Below are 16,530 nucleotides of genomic sequence, written 5' to 3'. Positions count from 1 at the left end.
GGGCGATGTTTGACAAGATCCTGATCGCAAACCGTGGCGAAATCGCCTGCCGCGTCATCACGACTGCACGGCGGCTGGGCGTGCGCACGGTTGCCGTGTTTTCCGATGCCGACGCGGGCGCGAAACATGTGCGGCTGGCCGATGAGGCTGCGCACATCGGTGCCTCAGATGTCACCGAAAGCTACCTCAAAGGGGATCGCATTATTGAGGCCGCTTTGAAGACCGGCGCGCAGGCGATCCACCCGGGCTATGGCTTTTTGTCCGAGAACCCGCAGTTCGTGCAGGCGGTGGCGGACGCAGGTCTAACGTTCATCGGCCCGTCGGCGGACGCGATCACGGCCATGGGCCTCAAGGACGCCGCGAAGGCGTTGATGGTGACAGCAGGCGTGCCTGTGGTGCCGGGCTATCATGGCGCGGATCAGGACGCCGCCTTCTTATCGGGCGAGGCCGACAAAATCGGCTATCCGGTGTTGATCAAAGCCCGCGCAGGCGGCGGCGGCAAGGGCATGCGTCTGGTCGAGGACCCTGCGGATTTCGGAGATGCCTTGGCCGCAGCCCAGCGGGAAGGGCAGGCGAGCTTTGGCGACCCTGCCTGCCTGATCGAGAAATACATCACCCACCCCCGCCACATCGAAATTCAGGTCTGTGGGGACAGCCATGGCAATGTCATCCACCTGTTCGAGCGCGATTGTTCCCTGCAACGTCGCCACCAAAAGGTGATCGAAGAGGCCCCTGCCCCCGACATGCCCGACGCGGTTCGGGCCGCCATGGGTAAAGCAGCGGTCGAGGCTGCACGCGCGATCAATTACGTAGGCGCGGGCACGGTGGAATTCATCGTCGACGGGTCCGGACCGCTGCGCGAGGATGGCTTTTGGTTCATGGAAATGAACACGCGATTGCAGGTCGAACACCCCGTGTCCGAGGCCATCACAGGTCTTGATTTCGTGGAATTGCAGCTGCGTGTCGCGGCGGGGGAGGCCCTGCCTGTGCAGCAAGAAGACCTGACCATCAACGGCTGGTCGATGGAAGCCCGCGTCTATGCCGAGGACGTGCCCAAGGGCTTTTTGCCCGCCACAGGCACGTTGCACCATCTTTCGTTTCCAAATGGCACTGCCTTTGAACGCGGGTCCGTACGGATCGATTCCGGTGTGGACCAAGGCGATGAGATCAGCCCGTTCTACGACCCGATGATCGCCAAGGTCATCGTCCACGCCCCCACCCGCGCCGCCGCCGCCAGCCTGATGGCATCAACGTTAAAGGACTGCCGCATCGCGGGGTGCGTAACGAATGTGGAGTTTCTGACGGCCCTCGCACGGCATGACGGGTTCCGGCGTGGTGAGGTCGACACGGGGCTGATTGCCCGCGATCTAGAGGCGTTGACCGCACGGGAGGAGGGCGACGCCACCACTGAAGCACTGGCTGCCGTTGCGGCGTTGGACGTTGTCGATGAAAACGTCGGTTGGGCCGCGATGGCGGGCTTTCGCACTTGGGGGCCTGCAGCGCATTCCGTCGATTTGATGAACGGTGGTGATGTGCAAACCCACCGTGTCACGCTCCTTGGCGCAAACAGTTTTGATGTGGATGGAACCGTGTTGACCATTGCGCCACAGCCAAGCGGTTGGCGAGTGACCTCGGAAGGCCAAACGTTTGCGGCACATGTCGTACGCTATGACAATACGCTTGCGGTGTTCCGCGACGGGCGCTGCGATGTCTTTGCTGTGCCGGACCCCTTGGCGCAGGACACAGCAGAGGCAGGCGGCAGCGACGCGGTCACCGCGCCCATGCCCGGTGTGGTCAGTCAGGTCATTGCTGCCGCCGGGGACATGGTTGCCAAGGGCGATCCCCTCCTGATCCTTGAGGCGATGAAGATGGAACACACCTTGCGCGCGCCCCGCGATGGAACAGTGGCCGAGGTCATGTGTGCCACTGGGGATCAAGTAAGCGATGGTATCATCCTGCTGCAGATGGACCCTGCGGATGACTGACCTCGTCACGCTGTTTGAAATGGCCCCCCGCGACGGGTTGCAAAACGAAGCCCGCCAGATTGCGACCGCAGACAAGGTGCGGCTGGTGGACATGCTCAGCACATGCGGCTTTCGCAAGATTGAAGTCACAAGTTTTGTCAGCCCCAAATGGGTGCCGCAAATGGCCGATGCGGCAGAGGTTTTGGGCAGGATCAGCCGTGCGGATGGGGTGGCCTATACCGCCCTCACCCCCAATCTGCGCGGGTTGGAGGGTGCGATGGCGGCCCGAGCGGACGAGGTCGCGGTCTTTGCCTCTGCCTCCGAAGGGTTCAGCCGCAAAAACATCAACTGTTCCATTGCCGAAAGCCTTGAAAGGTTTGCGCCTGTGGTCGCTGCCGCAACGGTGCCGGTCCGCGGCTACGTGTCCTGCGTCACCGATTGCCCCTATGACGGGCCAACGCCGCCAGCCTCCGTCGCGGGGGTGGCGAAGGCGTTGATCGACATGGGCTGTTATGAGGTCAGCCTTGGCGACACCATCGGGCACGGAACACCGCAAAGCGTGGCCGCGATGTTGGATGTGGTGCTGGACGTCGTGCCCGCAATGAGGCTGGCCGGGCACTTCCACGACACCAAAGGCCGCGCGTTGGGCAACATCGAGGTCAGTCTGGATCGCGGACTGCGCACCTTTGACAGCTCGGTCGCGGGTCTGGGGGGCTGTCCCTATGCGCCCGGTGCCAAGGGCAATGTGGCGACCGAAGCCGTGGTGGACCTGCTGGAGGCACGCGGTTTCGAGACAGGGATCGACCGGGACAGATTGGCAAAGGCCGCAGCCTTTGCCGCAACGCTAAGGAGCGATGGATGAGCTATGAGACATTAGGCGTCAACATGGACGCGCGTGGGGTGGCCACGGTCACGCTGAACCGTCCCAACAAACGCAACGCCCTGTCGGCCCAGATGATGGATGAGTTGACGGATATGGCCCAGACACTGGGCGCGGATATCGCCACGCGGGCGATCGTGCTGCGCGGGGCGGGGTCCGTGTTTTGCGCGGGCGGTGATCTGGCGTGGATGCGCGATCAGATCACTGCCAACCGCGCCACACGCAAGGTCGAGGCCGCGCGGCTGGCCGACATGCTGACAGCGCTGAATGAAATGCCGACGCCGCTGATCGGACGCATCCATGGCGCGGCTTTGGGCGGTGGCGTGGGCATGGCCTGCATCTGCGATGTGGCCATTGCGGATACCAGCGCGAAGTTCGGCCTGACGGAAACGCGGCTGGGCCTGATCCCCGCCACCATCGGGCCATACGTGATTGCCCGCATGGGTGAAGGCCGCGCGCGAAGGGTGTTTATGTCGAGCCGTGTGTTCGACGCCCCCGAAGCGCAGGATTTGGGGATCATCGCAAAACACGTCCCCGCCGGGGATCTGGACGCCGCGATAGAGGCAGAAGTCGCCCCCTATTTGTCCGTCGCCCCCGGTGCGGTCGGCGCAGCCAAGGCCTTGGCACGGTCCCTTGGGCCGGTCATCGACCGCACGACAATCGACGAAACCGTCGACCGCCTGACCCACATCTGGGAGGGCGAGGAGGCAGCCCATGGGCTGGACGCCTTCCTGACAAAGACGCCGCCCCGCTGGGCGAAAGACGACTAGGTCGGCGCGTCGCGCAGGTCGGACACCAGCACGCCGTCACGGGGCAGGCTGCCCACGTCCACGACCGTCACGGTGCTGCGGAGTTTCAGCATATCGTGGACCATGGCCTCAAATACGGCGGTGTCGGTGGTTGCGCTTTCCAACTTCACCTCAATCAGGTCACCTTTGCCGTTGCTTGAAACCTCAACCCGTGCGCGGGTGATGTCGGGGGAACTATCAACAAGGGATGAGACCTGTTCAGGCCGGATGAACATGCCCTTCACCTTGGTGGCCTGATCAGCGCGACCGCGCCAGCCCACGATGCGGGGGCGGGTTTCGCCGGACGGGTCGTTATCGGTGGCAAAGGCGCTGAGATCACCCACCGAAAACCGGATGATCGGATGGGCGGGGTTGAGGACCGTCACAACGACCTCACCGATTTCGCCATGGGGGACAGGCGTGCCAGTCCCGGGGGAGACGATTTCGACGATCACATCGTCATCGATCACCATGCCGTTGGTGCAGGTCGCCGTTTCAAAAGAAATCATGCCCACGTCGGCAGTGCCGTAGGTCTGACGACACAGGATACCTTGATCGGCGTAGGCTTGGCGCAGGTGCGGGAACAAGGGCCCCGCGCTGACGGCGGCAAATTTGATGGCACTCAGATCGCGGCCATCTTCTTCGGCGCGGTCGAGGATCAGCTGCAAAAAATCAGGCGTGCCCGCATAGGCGGTAACTCCCGTGGCTGCGGCCACTTCGGCCTGCTGACGGGTGTTGCCCGGCCCCGTTGGCACGACGACAGCGCCAACAGCACGCGCCGCACTTTCGAACATCGCACCGGCGGGGGTGAAGTGATACGAAAACGTGTTCATCACCACATCATCGGCGCCCATCCCGATCTCCGCCAAAAAGCGGCCAAAACGCCAATAATCGCCGTGGCCGATCTTGGCCTCATAGATGGGGCCAGGGGATTGGAAGATATGGGTCACGCCTACGGGAGCGGTGCCACCAAAGGGCGGGGCCTCGGCCTGTTGGGTCAGCAGTTCATCCTTGCGGATCACCGGCAGCGACACCAGATCGTCCAGCGAGGCGAGCGCGCGGTCCGATCCGAGGATCGCATTCAGACGGTCGAGTTTCGACATATTCATGACAGCCACCTTTTGCGACGCCGGTAGGACCGCACATCGCGGTAGGATTTGCGCCCCTCCTCGGACAGGCCCAGATAAAACTCGCGCACGTCTGGGTTTTCACGCAGCTCAGCCGCCGTGCCCTCCATCACGACGCGACCGGATTCGAGGATATATCCCGTATGGGCAAATCGCAGCGCGACGTTGGTGTTCTGTTCGGCCAAAAGAAAGGACACGCCTTCGTTCTCGTTGACGGATTTCACGATCTCGAAAATCTGTTCGACCAGTTGCGGGGCCAACCCCATGGAGGGTTCATCCAGCAGGATGGTTTCCGGGTTCGACATCAGCGCGCGGCCAATGGCGCACATCTGTTGTTCCCCGCCCGAGGTATAGCCCGCCTGCGATTTGCGGCGTTCCTTGAGGCGGGGGAAATAATGATAGACCTTTTCAAGCTCTGCCGCGATGGCGGCAGCCCCGTCGGTGCGCGTGTAGGCACCGGTCAAAAGGTTTTCTTCGACGGTCAGGTGTTCAAAACAATGGCGGCCTTCCATGACCTGCACGACGCCCATTTTCACCAGCGTTTCGGGGTCCATGTCCTGCACCCGTTTTCCACGGTATTCGATGGTGCCTTTGGTGACCTCTCCGCGTTCGGAATGCAGCAGGTTCGACACCGCCTTCAACGTCGTTGTCTTGCCCGCACCATTGCCGCCCAACAGCGCCGTGATGCCGCCCTTGGGCACGCTTAGGCTGACGCCCTTCAGCACAAGGATCACGTGATTGTAGATCACCTCGATGTTGTTGACGTCCAAAAGCGTCTCAACCTTGGGGTCTGTGGTGTCCAGCATGGCAGCGTTCCGTTTCAGGTCAGGGGGTGCGGGGGCGACCACATGGGCCGCCCCTGCGATAGAGGCCTTAGAGGCAGCCAGGTTCGATGTTGTTTTCAGCGGCAAAGGCCATCGAGTCTTCCGAAATCAGCGGATCGATGACCGCGTTGTCAGGCTCGATGTAATCCGTCAGCGGTGTCCATGTGCCCGAAGACGCATTCCACTGCTGAACGATGCCCAGACCGGACCCACCGTGGTTTTCACAAGAGACCGAGAATTCAGGCCCGATGTTGGCCATGCCGAGTTCATCCATACGTGCGGATGTAATCTCAAGCGCTTCCATGCCGTCGCGGACCATGGCTGCGGTCACATCGGAGACACCGTGGATTTCCTGCGCCTTGGCGATCGCCTCAGCGGCCAACATGGCGGCATACATGCCACGGGTGTACAGAACCGACCCGATGTTGGACCCGTCACCGGCAGCATTGCCGGCCTCATGGACCATCGTTTCGATTTCACCAAACACAGGCAGATCACCGATGCGGTTCATGTTCAGCGAGAGATATCCGTCCGCTGCGGCACCTGCAGGCGTCACGTCATGTTCGGCACCGGCCCACCAGTTGCCGATGAACTGATCCATCGGATAGTTGATGTTCGCAGCTTCCTGCACGGCGACTTGGTTCATCACACCCCAGCCCCACATCAGCACGTAATCTGGACGTTCACGACGGATTTGCAGCCATTGGGATTTCTGCTCCTGACCGGGGTGGTCAACGGCGATCTGTGTCAGTTCAAACCCCATATCGGAAGACAGCGTTTCCAGCGTGCGGATCGGCTCCTTCCCGTAGGCGGAGTTGTGGTAAAGCAGCGCGATGGTTTTCCCTTCAAGCGACCCGCCGTTCTGTTCGGTCAGGTAGTTGATCATCACCGACGCCGCGTCCCAGTAGTTCGCGGGGTAGTTGAAGACCCAGTTGAAGACCTCACCGTTGGCGGCAGACGTCCGGCCATAGCCCATCGTGTGGATCGGGATTTCGTCAACGGTCGCTTTGGGGATCAACTGATAGGTGATGCCGGTGGACAGCGGTTGATAGATCAACGCGCCTTCGCCCTTCGTGGCCTCATAACATTCGACGCCTTTTTCAGTGTTGTAACCGGTTTCACATTCCAGAATGCGTATTTCCTCGCCGCCAATGCCGCCGTCACGGGCGTTGAGCAGGTTGAAGTAATCCTGATACCCGTCCGAAAACGGCGTGCCGCCTGCCGCGTAAGGGCCGGTGCGGTAGCTGAGGTCTGGAATGACCAGATCCGCGGCGGCCATGCCTGCCGTCAGGGCGCCGGTCAGGGCCAGCGTGCTAAGGGTCTTCATTTTCATCGGTATATCCTCCCATGGTTGCCGATGGTTTCGGTTGGGCGGGGCTCCTCCTCCCCGCCGGTCGTTAGTGCGGGAAGGGCCAAAGGCGGAGCTTTTCCTTCGCCAACCGCCACAGCTGGGCAAGGCCATGCGGCTCCTTCACCAAAAAGAACATGATCAGAAGGCCCACGATCACCAGTTGGAAATACGCCACAAGGTCTGTGGGCCATCCCAGCAAATCGACGCCAATCAGTTTGAGGACCACAGGCAGACACACAAGAAACGCAGCCCCCGCGAAGGCCCCAAAGATCGACCCAAGACCGCCGATGATGATCATGAACAAAACAAGGAATGATTTGTTGATGCCGAAGGCTTCCCCGACTTCAACCGCGCCCAGATACACCGCGAAGAACAGCGCCCCCGAGATGCCGACAAAGAACGACGACACGGCAAAGGCGGTCAGTTTCGCCTTGAGGGGGTTCACGCCGATAATCTCAGCCGCGATGTCCATATCGCGGATCGCCATCCACTGTCGCCCCAGCGCTCCACGTGTCAGGTTCCGCGCGATCAACGCACAGACCGTGACGAAGACCAGACAGACCAGATAGCTGGCCCATGCGGGTGTGTTCGGGCCAGTCACGGCCACACCCAGCACCGTCCGCTCCGGTGCGTTAATCTGACCTGAGGCGGAGTAGTTGTAGAACCACGACACTTTGTTGAACAGCCAGACAAGAAAGAACTGTGCCGCAAGCGTGGCCACAGCCAGATAAAACCCTTTGATCCGCAGGCTGGGCAGGCCAAACGCCGTGCCCACAGCGGCCGTGATCCCGCCCGACAAAACCACAAGGATCAGGATGTTCACATCAGGAAAGGCCGTCATCAGTTTATAGCAGGCATAGGCCCCCACGGCCATGAATCCGCCTGTGCCAAGGCTTACCTGACCTGCGTAGCCTGTCAGGATGTTCAACCCGATGGCGGCGATTGCATAGATCAGGAAGGGCAGCAGAAGGGCGTTGGCCAGATAGTCGGTGATGAAGAACGGAACGACCAGAAATGCCACGGCCAGAACCACCCAATACCGGTAGCGGTCAAAGGCGATTGGAAAGGTCTGGCTGTCGGCCACATATGAGGTCTTGAAATCCCCCGCTTCACGATAAAGCATCAGATCGCTCCCTTTGCGTCACACACGTTCAATGATCTTCTCCCCGAACAGGCCTTGCGGACGGAACACCAGAAAGAGCAGGGCCAGCACATAGGCGAACCAGTTTTCGGTGGCCCCGCCGACCAAGGGGCCGACCAGATATTCAAACAGCTTTTCACCCACACCGATAATCAACCCGCCGACAATCGCGCCGGGAATGGACGTGAACCCACCCAGCATCAGGACCGGCAGCGCCTTAAGCGCGATCAGCGACAGTGAAAACTGCACGCCGGATTTCGCGCCCCACATGATGCCCGCGACCAAGGCGACGAAGCCCGCAAGCGACCACACCAAGATCCAGATGAAGTTGAGGGATATGCCCACCGAAAGTGCCGCTTGGTGGTCATCGGCCACAGCGCGCATGGCGCGTCCGTGTTTGGTGTATTGGCTAAACAGGATCAGCCCCGTCACCAGAACAATCGCCACGCCGGTGGCCACGATATCCAGCTTGTCGATGAAGAACCCGTAGAAGTCATCACCGCCCAAACCTGCGGTCGCATCCTCGATCCAGCGGGCACCGCCTTGGGGCAGGCCCAGCGCCAACGTTTTGATGTCAGACCCCCACATAAGGTCGCCCATACCTTCCAGAAAATAGGCCAAACCGATGGTCGCCATGAACAAGATGATCGGTTCCTGCCCGACAAGATGCCGAAACAGGAACCGTTGCACAGCCCATGCAAAGGCGACCATCACACCGACCGTCAGCAGGATCGCCAATACGGCTGGAACCTCCCACCCGAATTGGTGGATTTCGGTGCCAAAGATCGCGTTGAACAGATGCGAAAATGGCACCTGTCCCTCCATGATCCCCACAAGCGTCAGCGCAGCAAACAGCGCCATGACCCCTTGGGCAAAGTTGAAAATGCCCGACGCCTTGAAGATCAGCACAAACCCAAGCGCCACAAGCGCATACATCACACCAGCCATCAGACCGTTGATGACAACTTCGATGCCATAAAGAAATTCAGCGGACATGGGTGCCTCCTGCAGTGTTATTCATCGTGGGCCACGCCAAGGTAGGCGTCGATGACGGCCTGATTGTTGCGCACCTCATCGGGCGTGCCGTCGCCGATCTTTTTGCCGTAATCCATCACGACCACGCGGTCGCTCAGATCCATGACCACACCCATGTCATGTTCGATCAACGCAATGGTCGTGCCGAATTCATCGTTCACGTCGAGGATGAAGCGGCTCATGTCCTCTTTTTCCTCGACGTTCATGCCCGCCATCGGCTCATCCAGCAGCAGCAGTTTGGGTTCAGCGGCCAGGGCACGGGCCAACTCAACACGCTTTTTCAGACCGTAAGGCAGCCGCCCCACGGGTGTCTTACGGATCGCCTGAATTTCCAGAAAATCGATGATCCGCTCGACCTTTTCACGGTTCTCGGTCTCTTCACGTTCGGCTTTGCCCTTCCAGATCGCCTGCGCCAGCATCCCCGATTTTATGTAGTTCAGGCGGCCCGTCATGATGTTGTCCAGCACGGTCATTCCTTCGAACAGGGCAATGTTCTGGAACGTGCGCGCGATGCCTTGGCGGGCGACTTGATAGGGTTTCATCTGGGGCCGCTTGCGCCCGTGAAACCAGACCTCACCCTCTTGTGGGATGTAGAAGCCTGAGATCACGTTAAGCATCGAGGATTTACCCGCACCGTTCGGCCCGATAATGGCACGGATTTCGCCCTCTCGGATATCAAAACTGATGTCCTTGATCGCCTCAACCCCGCCAAACCGCAGGGTGATATTGCGCAAATCCAGCATCACATCGCCAATGGTGCGTCCGTCTTCGGTGACGTAGCTTTCAGTCATGTCTTTCATTCGGCGGCCACCTTCATCGGGGTCAGAACCTTGGCGTCACGGATATCCAAAGTCGCCTTGATCTTGCCTTTGCGGCCATCCTCATAGGTGACCTCGGTTTCGGTGTAGATCGTGGGCGCGTCGGAATAGAGGGCGGTGATCAGGTCATCAAATTTCTCCGCAATCACACCGCGGCGGACCTTGCGGGTGCGGGTCATTTCACCGTCGTCAGCGTCCAGTTCTTTGTGCAGCACCAGAAAGCGATGGATCTGGCAGTTGGCCAGCATTTCATCCTGCGCGATCGAGGCGTTGACGGTTTCCACATGGCCCTGAATCGTGTCCAGCACCTGCTGGTTCTGGGACAATTCCTGATAAGAGGAATAGGCGATGTTGTTGCGTTCCGCCCAGTTGCCCACCGCTGTCAGGTCGATGTTGATGAAGGCGGTACAACGGTCGCGGCCTGCGCCAAAGACAACGGCTTCAAGAATGTCGGGGTAGAACTTCAATTTGTTCTCAACGTACTTGGGCGCAAACATGGACCCATCGGCCATTTTGCCCACGTCCTTCACGCGGTCGATGATGCGCAAATGGCCCGAGGTTTCTTCGATAAATCCGGCGTCCCCCGTGGCGACCCAGCCGTCAGCGTCTTTGGTGTCCGCCGTGCTGTCGGGGTTGTTGAAGTATTCAACGAACACACCGGGAGACCGATAGAACACTTCACCACTGTCTGAGATTTTCAATTCAACCCCCGGCGACGCGACACCCACCGTGTCGGACCGCACCTGCCCATTGGGCTGTTGGGTGATGAACACCGTCGCTTCGGTCTGACCGTAGAGCTGTTTGAGGTTGATCCCGAGGGACCGGTAGAACGAAAACAGTTCCGGCCCGATGGCCTCACCCGCCGTATAGCCGACCTTCACGCGGCCAAGGCCCAGCGTGTCCTTCAACGGCGCATAGACAAAGTAATTGCCAAGCCGGTACGCGATCCGGTCTTTCAAAGACACCTCTTCGCCGTCCAGCAGTTTCGGCCCAACCCGTTTGGCGACGTCCATGTAGAGGTGGAACATACGCTGCTTGAGAGGGCTCGCGTCCTCCATCCGGATCATGACCTGCGTCAGTTGGCGTTCAAACACCTGCGGCGGGGCAAAGAAATAGGACGGGCCGATTTCGCGCAGGTCGTGCTGCATGGTGTCGGCGCTTTCAGGGCAGTTCACACAGAACCCCGACCAAAGGGCCTGTCCCATGGAAAAGATGAAATCCCCGACCCACGCCATCGGCAAATAGGCGAGGATTTCTTCATCCGATTTCAGGCTGTCAAAATCGCAGGAATTCTTCGCGGTCTCAATCACGTTGCGGTTGGACAGCACGACGCCCTTGGGACGACTTGTGGTGCCGGACGTATACAGCATCACGCAGGTGTGGTCGTAGGTCAGCGCATCGGTGCGACGCTTGAGGTCGGCGCCATTGCCCGCAGTGCGCCCCGCCTCTTGAACCGACCTGTAGGATGTCAAATCGCTGTGGTCGTATTTGCGCAGGCCACGCCCATCAAGGTAAACGACATGCTTCAACTTGGGCAGCTGATCGCGCACATCCGCAATCTTGTCGACCTGTTCTTGGTCCCCCACAACGGCGAACTTTGCCCCGCAGTGATCCAGCGCATAAGCAATCTCTTCTGCGGCGGCGTCTTGGTACAGGGGGACAGGGATCGCCCCCACAGATTGCGCCGCCAGCATGGCCCAGTAGAGCGCCGGACGATTGCGCCCGGACACCGCCACAAGGTCGCCTTCGGCCACACCCAAAGTGATCAGACCCTTCGCCAAATCAGCGACTTCACCCGCTGCCTCAGCCCAGGTCCAGGTCTGCCAAATGCCGAATTCCTTTTCGCGATAGGCGGTCTTACCCCCCATCGTTTGCGCATTGCGTGCCAGCAGGGCTGGCAGGGATGCCACGCCCGTTTTGTCCGGTCCAGCCGACATGTATATCCTCCCGCACCGCGCCTCCCCGCGCGGCGTGTCTAGGACGGTAGCCAATGATTCCTTCGGCAGTTTTTCCCAATCCTAACCAATTGTTGCATGTTCAGGTTGTGCCCTGTCCAGCACTGATTTCGTGCCTATGGTGAAAAGATGAAAACACGAAACCCCCAACTTGTCGGCATGATCCGGTCGGGTTTGAACCTGATCTCTCAGGCGATTTCGATCCATGATCAGGACCTGCGACTGGTCCATGCAAACCGCAGGTTTCAGACCATGTTCGGCCTGCCTGACACGCTGATGGAGCCCGGCACCCATTTTGCCGAAACCCTGACCTATGTGGCTGAGAACGGCGAATACGGACCGGTCGATGACATCCCGTCCTTTGTGGCAGACAAAATGGCCCTCGCCCTGCAGTTTGAGCCGCATTATTTCGAACGCACACGTGCGAACGGCACATCCATTTCCGTGGATGGGAGCCCGTTGGAAGAAGGCGGTTGGATCACCGTTTACACCGACATTACGGCCATTAAGCGACAAGACGAAATCGTCCGTTCCCGCGCCGAAAGTCTGTCAGAAGAACTGATTGAACGGTCCGCGGCACTTGCTGAAACCAACCGTGAATTGACGGCCACCGTGCGCGCGTTGGAGGCCGCGAAGGACGACCTGCGCGCCAGTCGGGAACGGCTCGACCTGATCAACCGGATGACCCCGGCCCATATCGCCCACGTGGATGAAACAGGCCACTACACCCATTCCAACGGGCGGTTGCATTCCATTCTACCCGACACCGGACACGACATCATCGGCCACCATATGCGCGACGTTCTGGGCGATCATATCTGGACGCACGTGGAACCCCGATTGGCCGATGTTATGGCAGGCACGCCCGATGTGTCTGAATTTCGGGATGATCAATCGGGCCGGTTTATCCGGCTGGCCATGACGCCCGATATGGGCCCGCGCGGCACGGTCCATGGGGCCTATATCCTGTCCACGGACGTGACCGAAGAAGTGACCGCGCGCAACGCGCTGACCTTCGCGCGCAGGCGTGAACTGGCGACGAAGCTGACGTCCGCCATGGCACATGATTTTTCCAACCTGTTGACGATCATCATGGGCGAACAATCCCGTCTTGATGCGATCAGCGGGCTGGACCCGAAGGTGCGCGATATCTCGGACACCATTCGCACGGCGGCACGGCGCGGGGCTGACTTGGTGGGTCGGTTGAACAGCGTCTCCCCCCGCCCGTCTCTTGACCCGACTGCAGTCAATCTGCCTGCCTTTGTAAAAGCGTTTGAACCCTTGGCGCGGGCGGCTTTGCCCGATGGCTTCACATTCACGATCACTTCGGATTTGCCCGATGACAGCCTGATTTTTGATGCAGGCTTCGCGCAGGATGCTTTGCTGAACCTTGTGATCAATGCGGGGGAGGCCTGTGGTGACGCCGGGATCATTGATGTCAGCGTCCGCAAAACGCCCGATGCGCAATTGCAGTTTGTCGTGACAGACAACGGGTCCGGCTTTGCCGATGCCGCGATGGAGGAGGCGTTGAACCCGTTTTATTCCACCAAGGGCGATAAGGTCGGGCGCGGGCTGGGCCTGACCTCGGCCTATGATTTTGCGAAATCCTCTGGGGGGATATTACATTTTGGCAACCGTAAGGACGGCGGCGCGCGGGTCGAATTGCGTATCCCCTATTTGCGTGCCGCCCCCGATGACACAGGGCTCGTTTTGTTGGTCGACGACGAAGACGCCGTGCGCCGCAGCGTGCGCAATCACCTGCGGGCCTGCGGCCACGACGTGATCGAAGCCGCCACAGCACAAGAGGCCGCCCAGCTGATGGGGGTCAGCGGGCTGACCTTGATCGTCACCGATCTGGATATCGGCGGCACAGGCACCGGCCTTGACGTGGCCGCCGCCGCGCCACCCGATGTGCCCGTGGTTGTCATCACCGGCCTGCCTGCGAACGATCCCTTGCGGATCAAGGCACAGACAGCGCATCTTGTCCTGCAAAAGCCCTTCGGCTTCGACGACCTCAAACGCCAGTTGGACAAAATCACCCGATGACCGCGATCCGTATTTCGATCCTTGAGGACACGCTGGAACTTCAGCGGTTGATTGGCGATGCGCTGACCGGTGTGGGCTATGAGGTCCGCACCTACGGCCGTGCGCAGGATTTTGAACGTGATCTGGATGGGTTCCAGCCCAAGGTCTGCATCATCGATCTGGGGCTGCCGGATCAGGACGGGCTGGGCCTGCTGCAAAAGGTGTCTATGGGGCGCGATACGGCGATCCTCGTGATCTCCGGACGATCCAGCCTGACCGATAAAATCGCGGGGTTCGAACTGGGCGCCGATGATTATCTGGCCAAACCGTTTGAGATGCCCGAACTGGTCGCTCGCGTGCGTGCCTTGTTGCGGCGGTCCAAACCGGCGGCCACCCCGCAAATCCAAACCCTGCACCATGTGGCGGATATGACGGTGGATCTGTCGCGCTTCACCCTGACGGACGCCGAGGGGCGTGAGGAAAGGTTGTCTGCCAGTGAGGTCGCGATCCTGACCGTGTTCCTCAACAATCCCAACCGCCTGATCACCCGCGACAAACTGCGTCTCGAATTGCAGGACCGCAGCGACGAACACTCGTTTGATCGTGCGATTGACGTGCGGGTGTCGCGGCTGCGGTCGAAACTGCGTGACACGCCCAAAGACCCCAAGATCATCAAGACGGTCTATGGGGCGGGATACATCCTGATCTCAGACGCCGATTAGTCGCGGGTTTTTGCCGCAAGCCACGGCAACACACCAGAGAAGTCTGTCCCCCTGCCACCCTCATCATTCACGAAGGTCGCATACAGCGTCTGGGCCAGCGCGCCCATGGGTGTGGCGGCGTCAGTGGCTGTGGCAGCGTCCTGGCTCAGCCCGAGGTCCTTCAACATCAGCTCCGCCGCGAAGCCGGGGGTGTATTTGTTGTCCGCAGGGCTTTGTGGGCCGACACCTGGTGCGGGGCAATAAGCATTCATCGACCAGCTGTAGCCCGACGAGGTGCTGACCACATCAAACATCGCCTGCCGATCAAGGCCGAGCTTATCGGCCAGCGCAAAGGCCTCACACGTGCCCAGCATCGTGATGCCAAGGATCATGTTGTTGCAGATTTTAGCGGCCTGTCCGGCCCCTGAGGCCCCACAATACACGGCCTTCTGACCCATGATGCCGAAAAGGGGGTTCGCGGTTTCAAACGCATCCTCACCCCCGCCCACCATAAAGGTCAGCGTCCCATCTGCCGCGCCCTTGATCCCGCCAGACACAGGCGCGTCCAGCGCGCCAAGACCTGCCGCAGCCGCGTCATCCGCCACGGCGCGCGCGCTGTCCACATCGACGGTCGAACAATCCAGAAAGACGCCGCCTTGTGGCAAGGCAGGAATCACCTCAGCCGCGACAGTGCGTAGGATATCCCCGTTGGGCAGCATGGTGATGGCCACGTCGGCATCACCGCAAGCCTCTGCCACAGAGGACGCCATGGGCAGACCATCGGGAGCCACAACAGGATCGACACCTACGACATCATGACCGGCTGCTGCCAGATTGGCAGCCATAGGCGCGCCCATGTTGCCCAGCCCGATAAATGCAATTTTCATGTGTGGTCCTCCGCCATGGTCCAGTCGTCGGCACCCAAAGGGGCCATCATCTTGTCGATGTCCACCTGCGGGACGTCTTTGGTAGTATGCAGCCACTTGGGCGCGAAATCACGGTCAATGATCTGGGCGCGGATGCCTTCAAGGAAATCGCCCTGCTCCGTTGCCCGCGACGTGAACCGGTATTCGCGTCGTAAGGCCGTCGCGATGTCGCCCCCTTTCGCCGCACGAATGGCCTGCAACCCGCAGGCCTGCGCAAGGGGGGATCCTTTGGCCAGACGTTTGATCGTTGAGGCCGAAAAGGCGCTGTCCGTGGCATCAAGGCCGATCGCGATTTGGCCCAAATCCGAATGGTCGAAATGGGTGTCGATCTGGTCTTGCAGCCCGGCCAAACTACCCCCGTCTGCCGGCGCTTTGGCCGCATCAATGGCCGCAAGATCAGCAGTGTCGATCAATCCGGTTTTCAGGGTGTCCCATGCAGCCTCAGGCACGAAGACATCCGCAAAGGTCGCATAGATGGCGTCCGCCGCGTTCATCCGCGTGCCGGTCAGGCCAAGGTAGGCCCCGACCGCGCCGGGGCCACGGGCCAACAGAAACGACCCACCCACATCGGGGATCAGACCGATGCCGCATTCGGGCATGGCGACCTGTGACGTCTCCCCCACGATCCGGTGGGATGCGTGGCAGGCCAGTCCGACGCCGCCGCCCATGGTGAACCCCTGCATGAACACAACGACCGGTTTGGGATAGGTGGCGACTTTTAGGTTAAGGCGATATTCCTGCCGCCAGAAATCGCGTCCGAACTGGTGGTTTCCTGCGATGCCTTGTGCATAAAGATCGGCAATATCACCGCCCGCGGAAAACGCCTTGTCGCCCAGCGCATCAATGATGACGACCTCAACCGTATCGTCCTTGCGCCACGCATCCAGTGCTTGCTCGGCGGCCACCAACATATCCGCCGTCAGCGCATTCAACGCCTTGGGACGGTTCAACGTCATGCGACCAGCGCGGCCTTCGGTGCGGATCACGATATCCAT

General features: G+C 60.3%; 14 protein-coding genes. 5 read left to right on the top strand and 9 right to left on the bottom strand.

The window, feature by feature from the left end; all coding sequences use genetic code 11:
• Positions 1-5 precede the first annotated feature (5 nt).
• The 3 genes from ACTG36_RS02145 to ACTG36_RS02135 are packed head-to-tail and all read left to right on the top strand — an operon-like array spanning position 6 to position 3,614.
• Positions 6-1,985: an acetyl/propionyl/methylcrotonyl-CoA carboxylase subunit alpha gene (locus ACTG36_RS02145; protein ID WP_439141314.1), complete on the top strand. Its 1,980-nt coding sequence runs from the start codon at positions 6-8 to the stop codon at positions 1,983-1,985.
• Entirely contained in the window at positions 1,978-2,826 is an 849-nt protein-coding gene (locus tag ACTG36_RS02140) for a hydroxymethylglutaryl-CoA lyase (protein WP_375281133.1), read from the top strand. The genes ACTG36_RS02145 and ACTG36_RS02140 overlap by 8 nt, the downstream gene beginning before the upstream one ends.
• Complete coding sequence (locus ACTG36_RS02135; protein ID WP_375281134.1) at positions 2,823-3,614, top strand: crotonase/enoyl-CoA hydratase family protein; 792 nt, start codon at positions 2,823-2,825, stop codon at positions 3,612-3,614. The genes ACTG36_RS02140 and ACTG36_RS02135 overlap by 4 nt, the downstream gene beginning before the upstream one ends.
• Here the strand turns inward: ACTG36_RS02135 and ACTG36_RS02130 are convergent.
• The 7 genes from ACTG36_RS02130 to ACTG36_RS02100 form a co-directional block, all read right to left on the bottom strand.
• Complete coding sequence (locus ACTG36_RS02130; RefSeq protein WP_375281135.1) at positions 3,611-4,741, bottom strand: phenylacetate--CoA ligase family protein; 1,131 nt, start codon at positions 4,739-4,741, stop codon at positions 3,611-3,613. The genes ACTG36_RS02135 and ACTG36_RS02130 overlap by 4 nt on opposite strands.
• Positions 4,738-5,565: an ABC transporter ATP-binding protein gene (locus ACTG36_RS02125; RefSeq protein ID WP_375281136.1), complete on the bottom strand. Its 828-nt coding sequence runs from the start codon at positions 5,563-5,565 to the stop codon at positions 4,738-4,740. The genes ACTG36_RS02130 and ACTG36_RS02125 overlap by 4 nt, the downstream gene beginning before the upstream one ends.
• A 67-nt stretch (positions 5,566-5,632) precedes the next feature.
• Positions 5,633-6,916, bottom strand: a complete 1,284-nt coding sequence (locus ACTG36_RS02120) for an ABC transporter substrate-binding protein (protein WP_375281137.1) — start codon at positions 6,914-6,916, stop codon at positions 5,633-5,635.
• Between the two features lie 64 nt (positions 6,917-6,980).
• On the bottom strand, positions 6,981-8,057 hold the full coding sequence (locus ACTG36_RS02115; protein WP_375281138.1) for a branched-chain amino acid ABC transporter permease: 1,077 nt from the start codon (positions 8,055-8,057) through the stop codon (positions 6,981-6,983).
• Between the two features lie 18 nt (positions 8,058-8,075).
• The gene (locus tag ACTG36_RS02110) at positions 8,076-9,071 is read right to left on the bottom strand and encodes a branched-chain amino acid ABC transporter permease (RefSeq protein ID WP_439141310.1); all 996 of its coding nucleotides are present in this window, start codon (positions 9,069-9,071) and stop codon (positions 8,076-8,078) included.
• Positions 9,072-9,088: 17 nt separating this feature from the next.
• Positions 9,089-9,910, bottom strand: a complete 822-nt coding sequence (locus ACTG36_RS02105) for an ABC transporter ATP-binding protein (protein ID WP_375282056.1) — start codon at positions 9,908-9,910, stop codon at positions 9,089-9,091.
• Positions 9,907-11,865 carry an AMP-binding protein gene (locus ACTG36_RS02100; protein WP_375282055.1) on the bottom strand — a complete coding sequence of 653 codons (1,959 nt, stop codon included), beginning with the start codon at positions 11,863-11,865 and terminating at the stop codon, positions 9,907-9,909. Before ACTG36_RS02100 ends, ACTG36_RS02105 begins: the two co-directional genes overlap by 4 nt.
• Positions 11,866-12,012: 147 nt before the next feature.
• On the opposite strand from ACTG36_RS02100, the gene ACTG36_RS02095 reads away from it, so the two are divergent.
• Together ACTG36_RS02095 and ACTG36_RS02090 are read left to right on the top strand one after the other, a co-directional pair.
• Positions 12,013-13,929 carry a PAS-domain containing protein gene (locus ACTG36_RS02095; protein ID WP_375282054.1) on the top strand — a complete coding sequence of 639 codons (1,917 nt, stop codon included), beginning with the start codon at positions 12,013-12,015 and terminating at the stop codon, positions 13,927-13,929.
• Positions 13,926-14,630 (top strand): response regulator transcription factor, encoded by a 705-nt coding sequence (locus ACTG36_RS02090; RefSeq protein ID WP_375282053.1) that lies wholly within the window; start codon positions 13,926-13,928, stop codon positions 14,628-14,630. The genes ACTG36_RS02095 and ACTG36_RS02090 overlap by 4 nt, the downstream gene beginning before the upstream one ends.
• Here the strand turns inward: ACTG36_RS02090 and mmsB are convergent.
• Both mmsB and ACTG36_RS02080 read right to left on the bottom strand, forming a co-directional pair.
• The gene (mmsB, locus tag ACTG36_RS02085; protein ID WP_375282052.1) at positions 14,627-15,496 is read right to left on the bottom strand and encodes a 3-hydroxyisobutyrate dehydrogenase; all 870 of its coding nucleotides are present in this window, start codon (positions 15,494-15,496) and stop codon (positions 14,627-14,629) included. The two genes, ACTG36_RS02090 and mmsB, sit on opposite strands and share 4 nt — an antisense overlap.
• Positions 15,493-16,530, bottom strand: a complete 1,038-nt coding sequence (locus tag ACTG36_RS02080) for an enoyl-CoA hydratase/isomerase family protein (protein WP_375282051.1) — start codon at positions 16,528-16,530, stop codon at positions 15,493-15,495. The genes mmsB and ACTG36_RS02080 overlap by 4 nt, the downstream gene beginning before the upstream one ends.

Source organism: Pseudooctadecabacter sp., assembly GCF_965657175.1.
Lineage (GTDB): Bacteria > Pseudomonadota > Alphaproteobacteria > Rhodobacterales > Rhodobacteraceae > Octadecabacter.
Note: the sequence above shows the minus strand (reverse complement) of the source record. Positions and strands in the feature narration are given on the sequence as shown.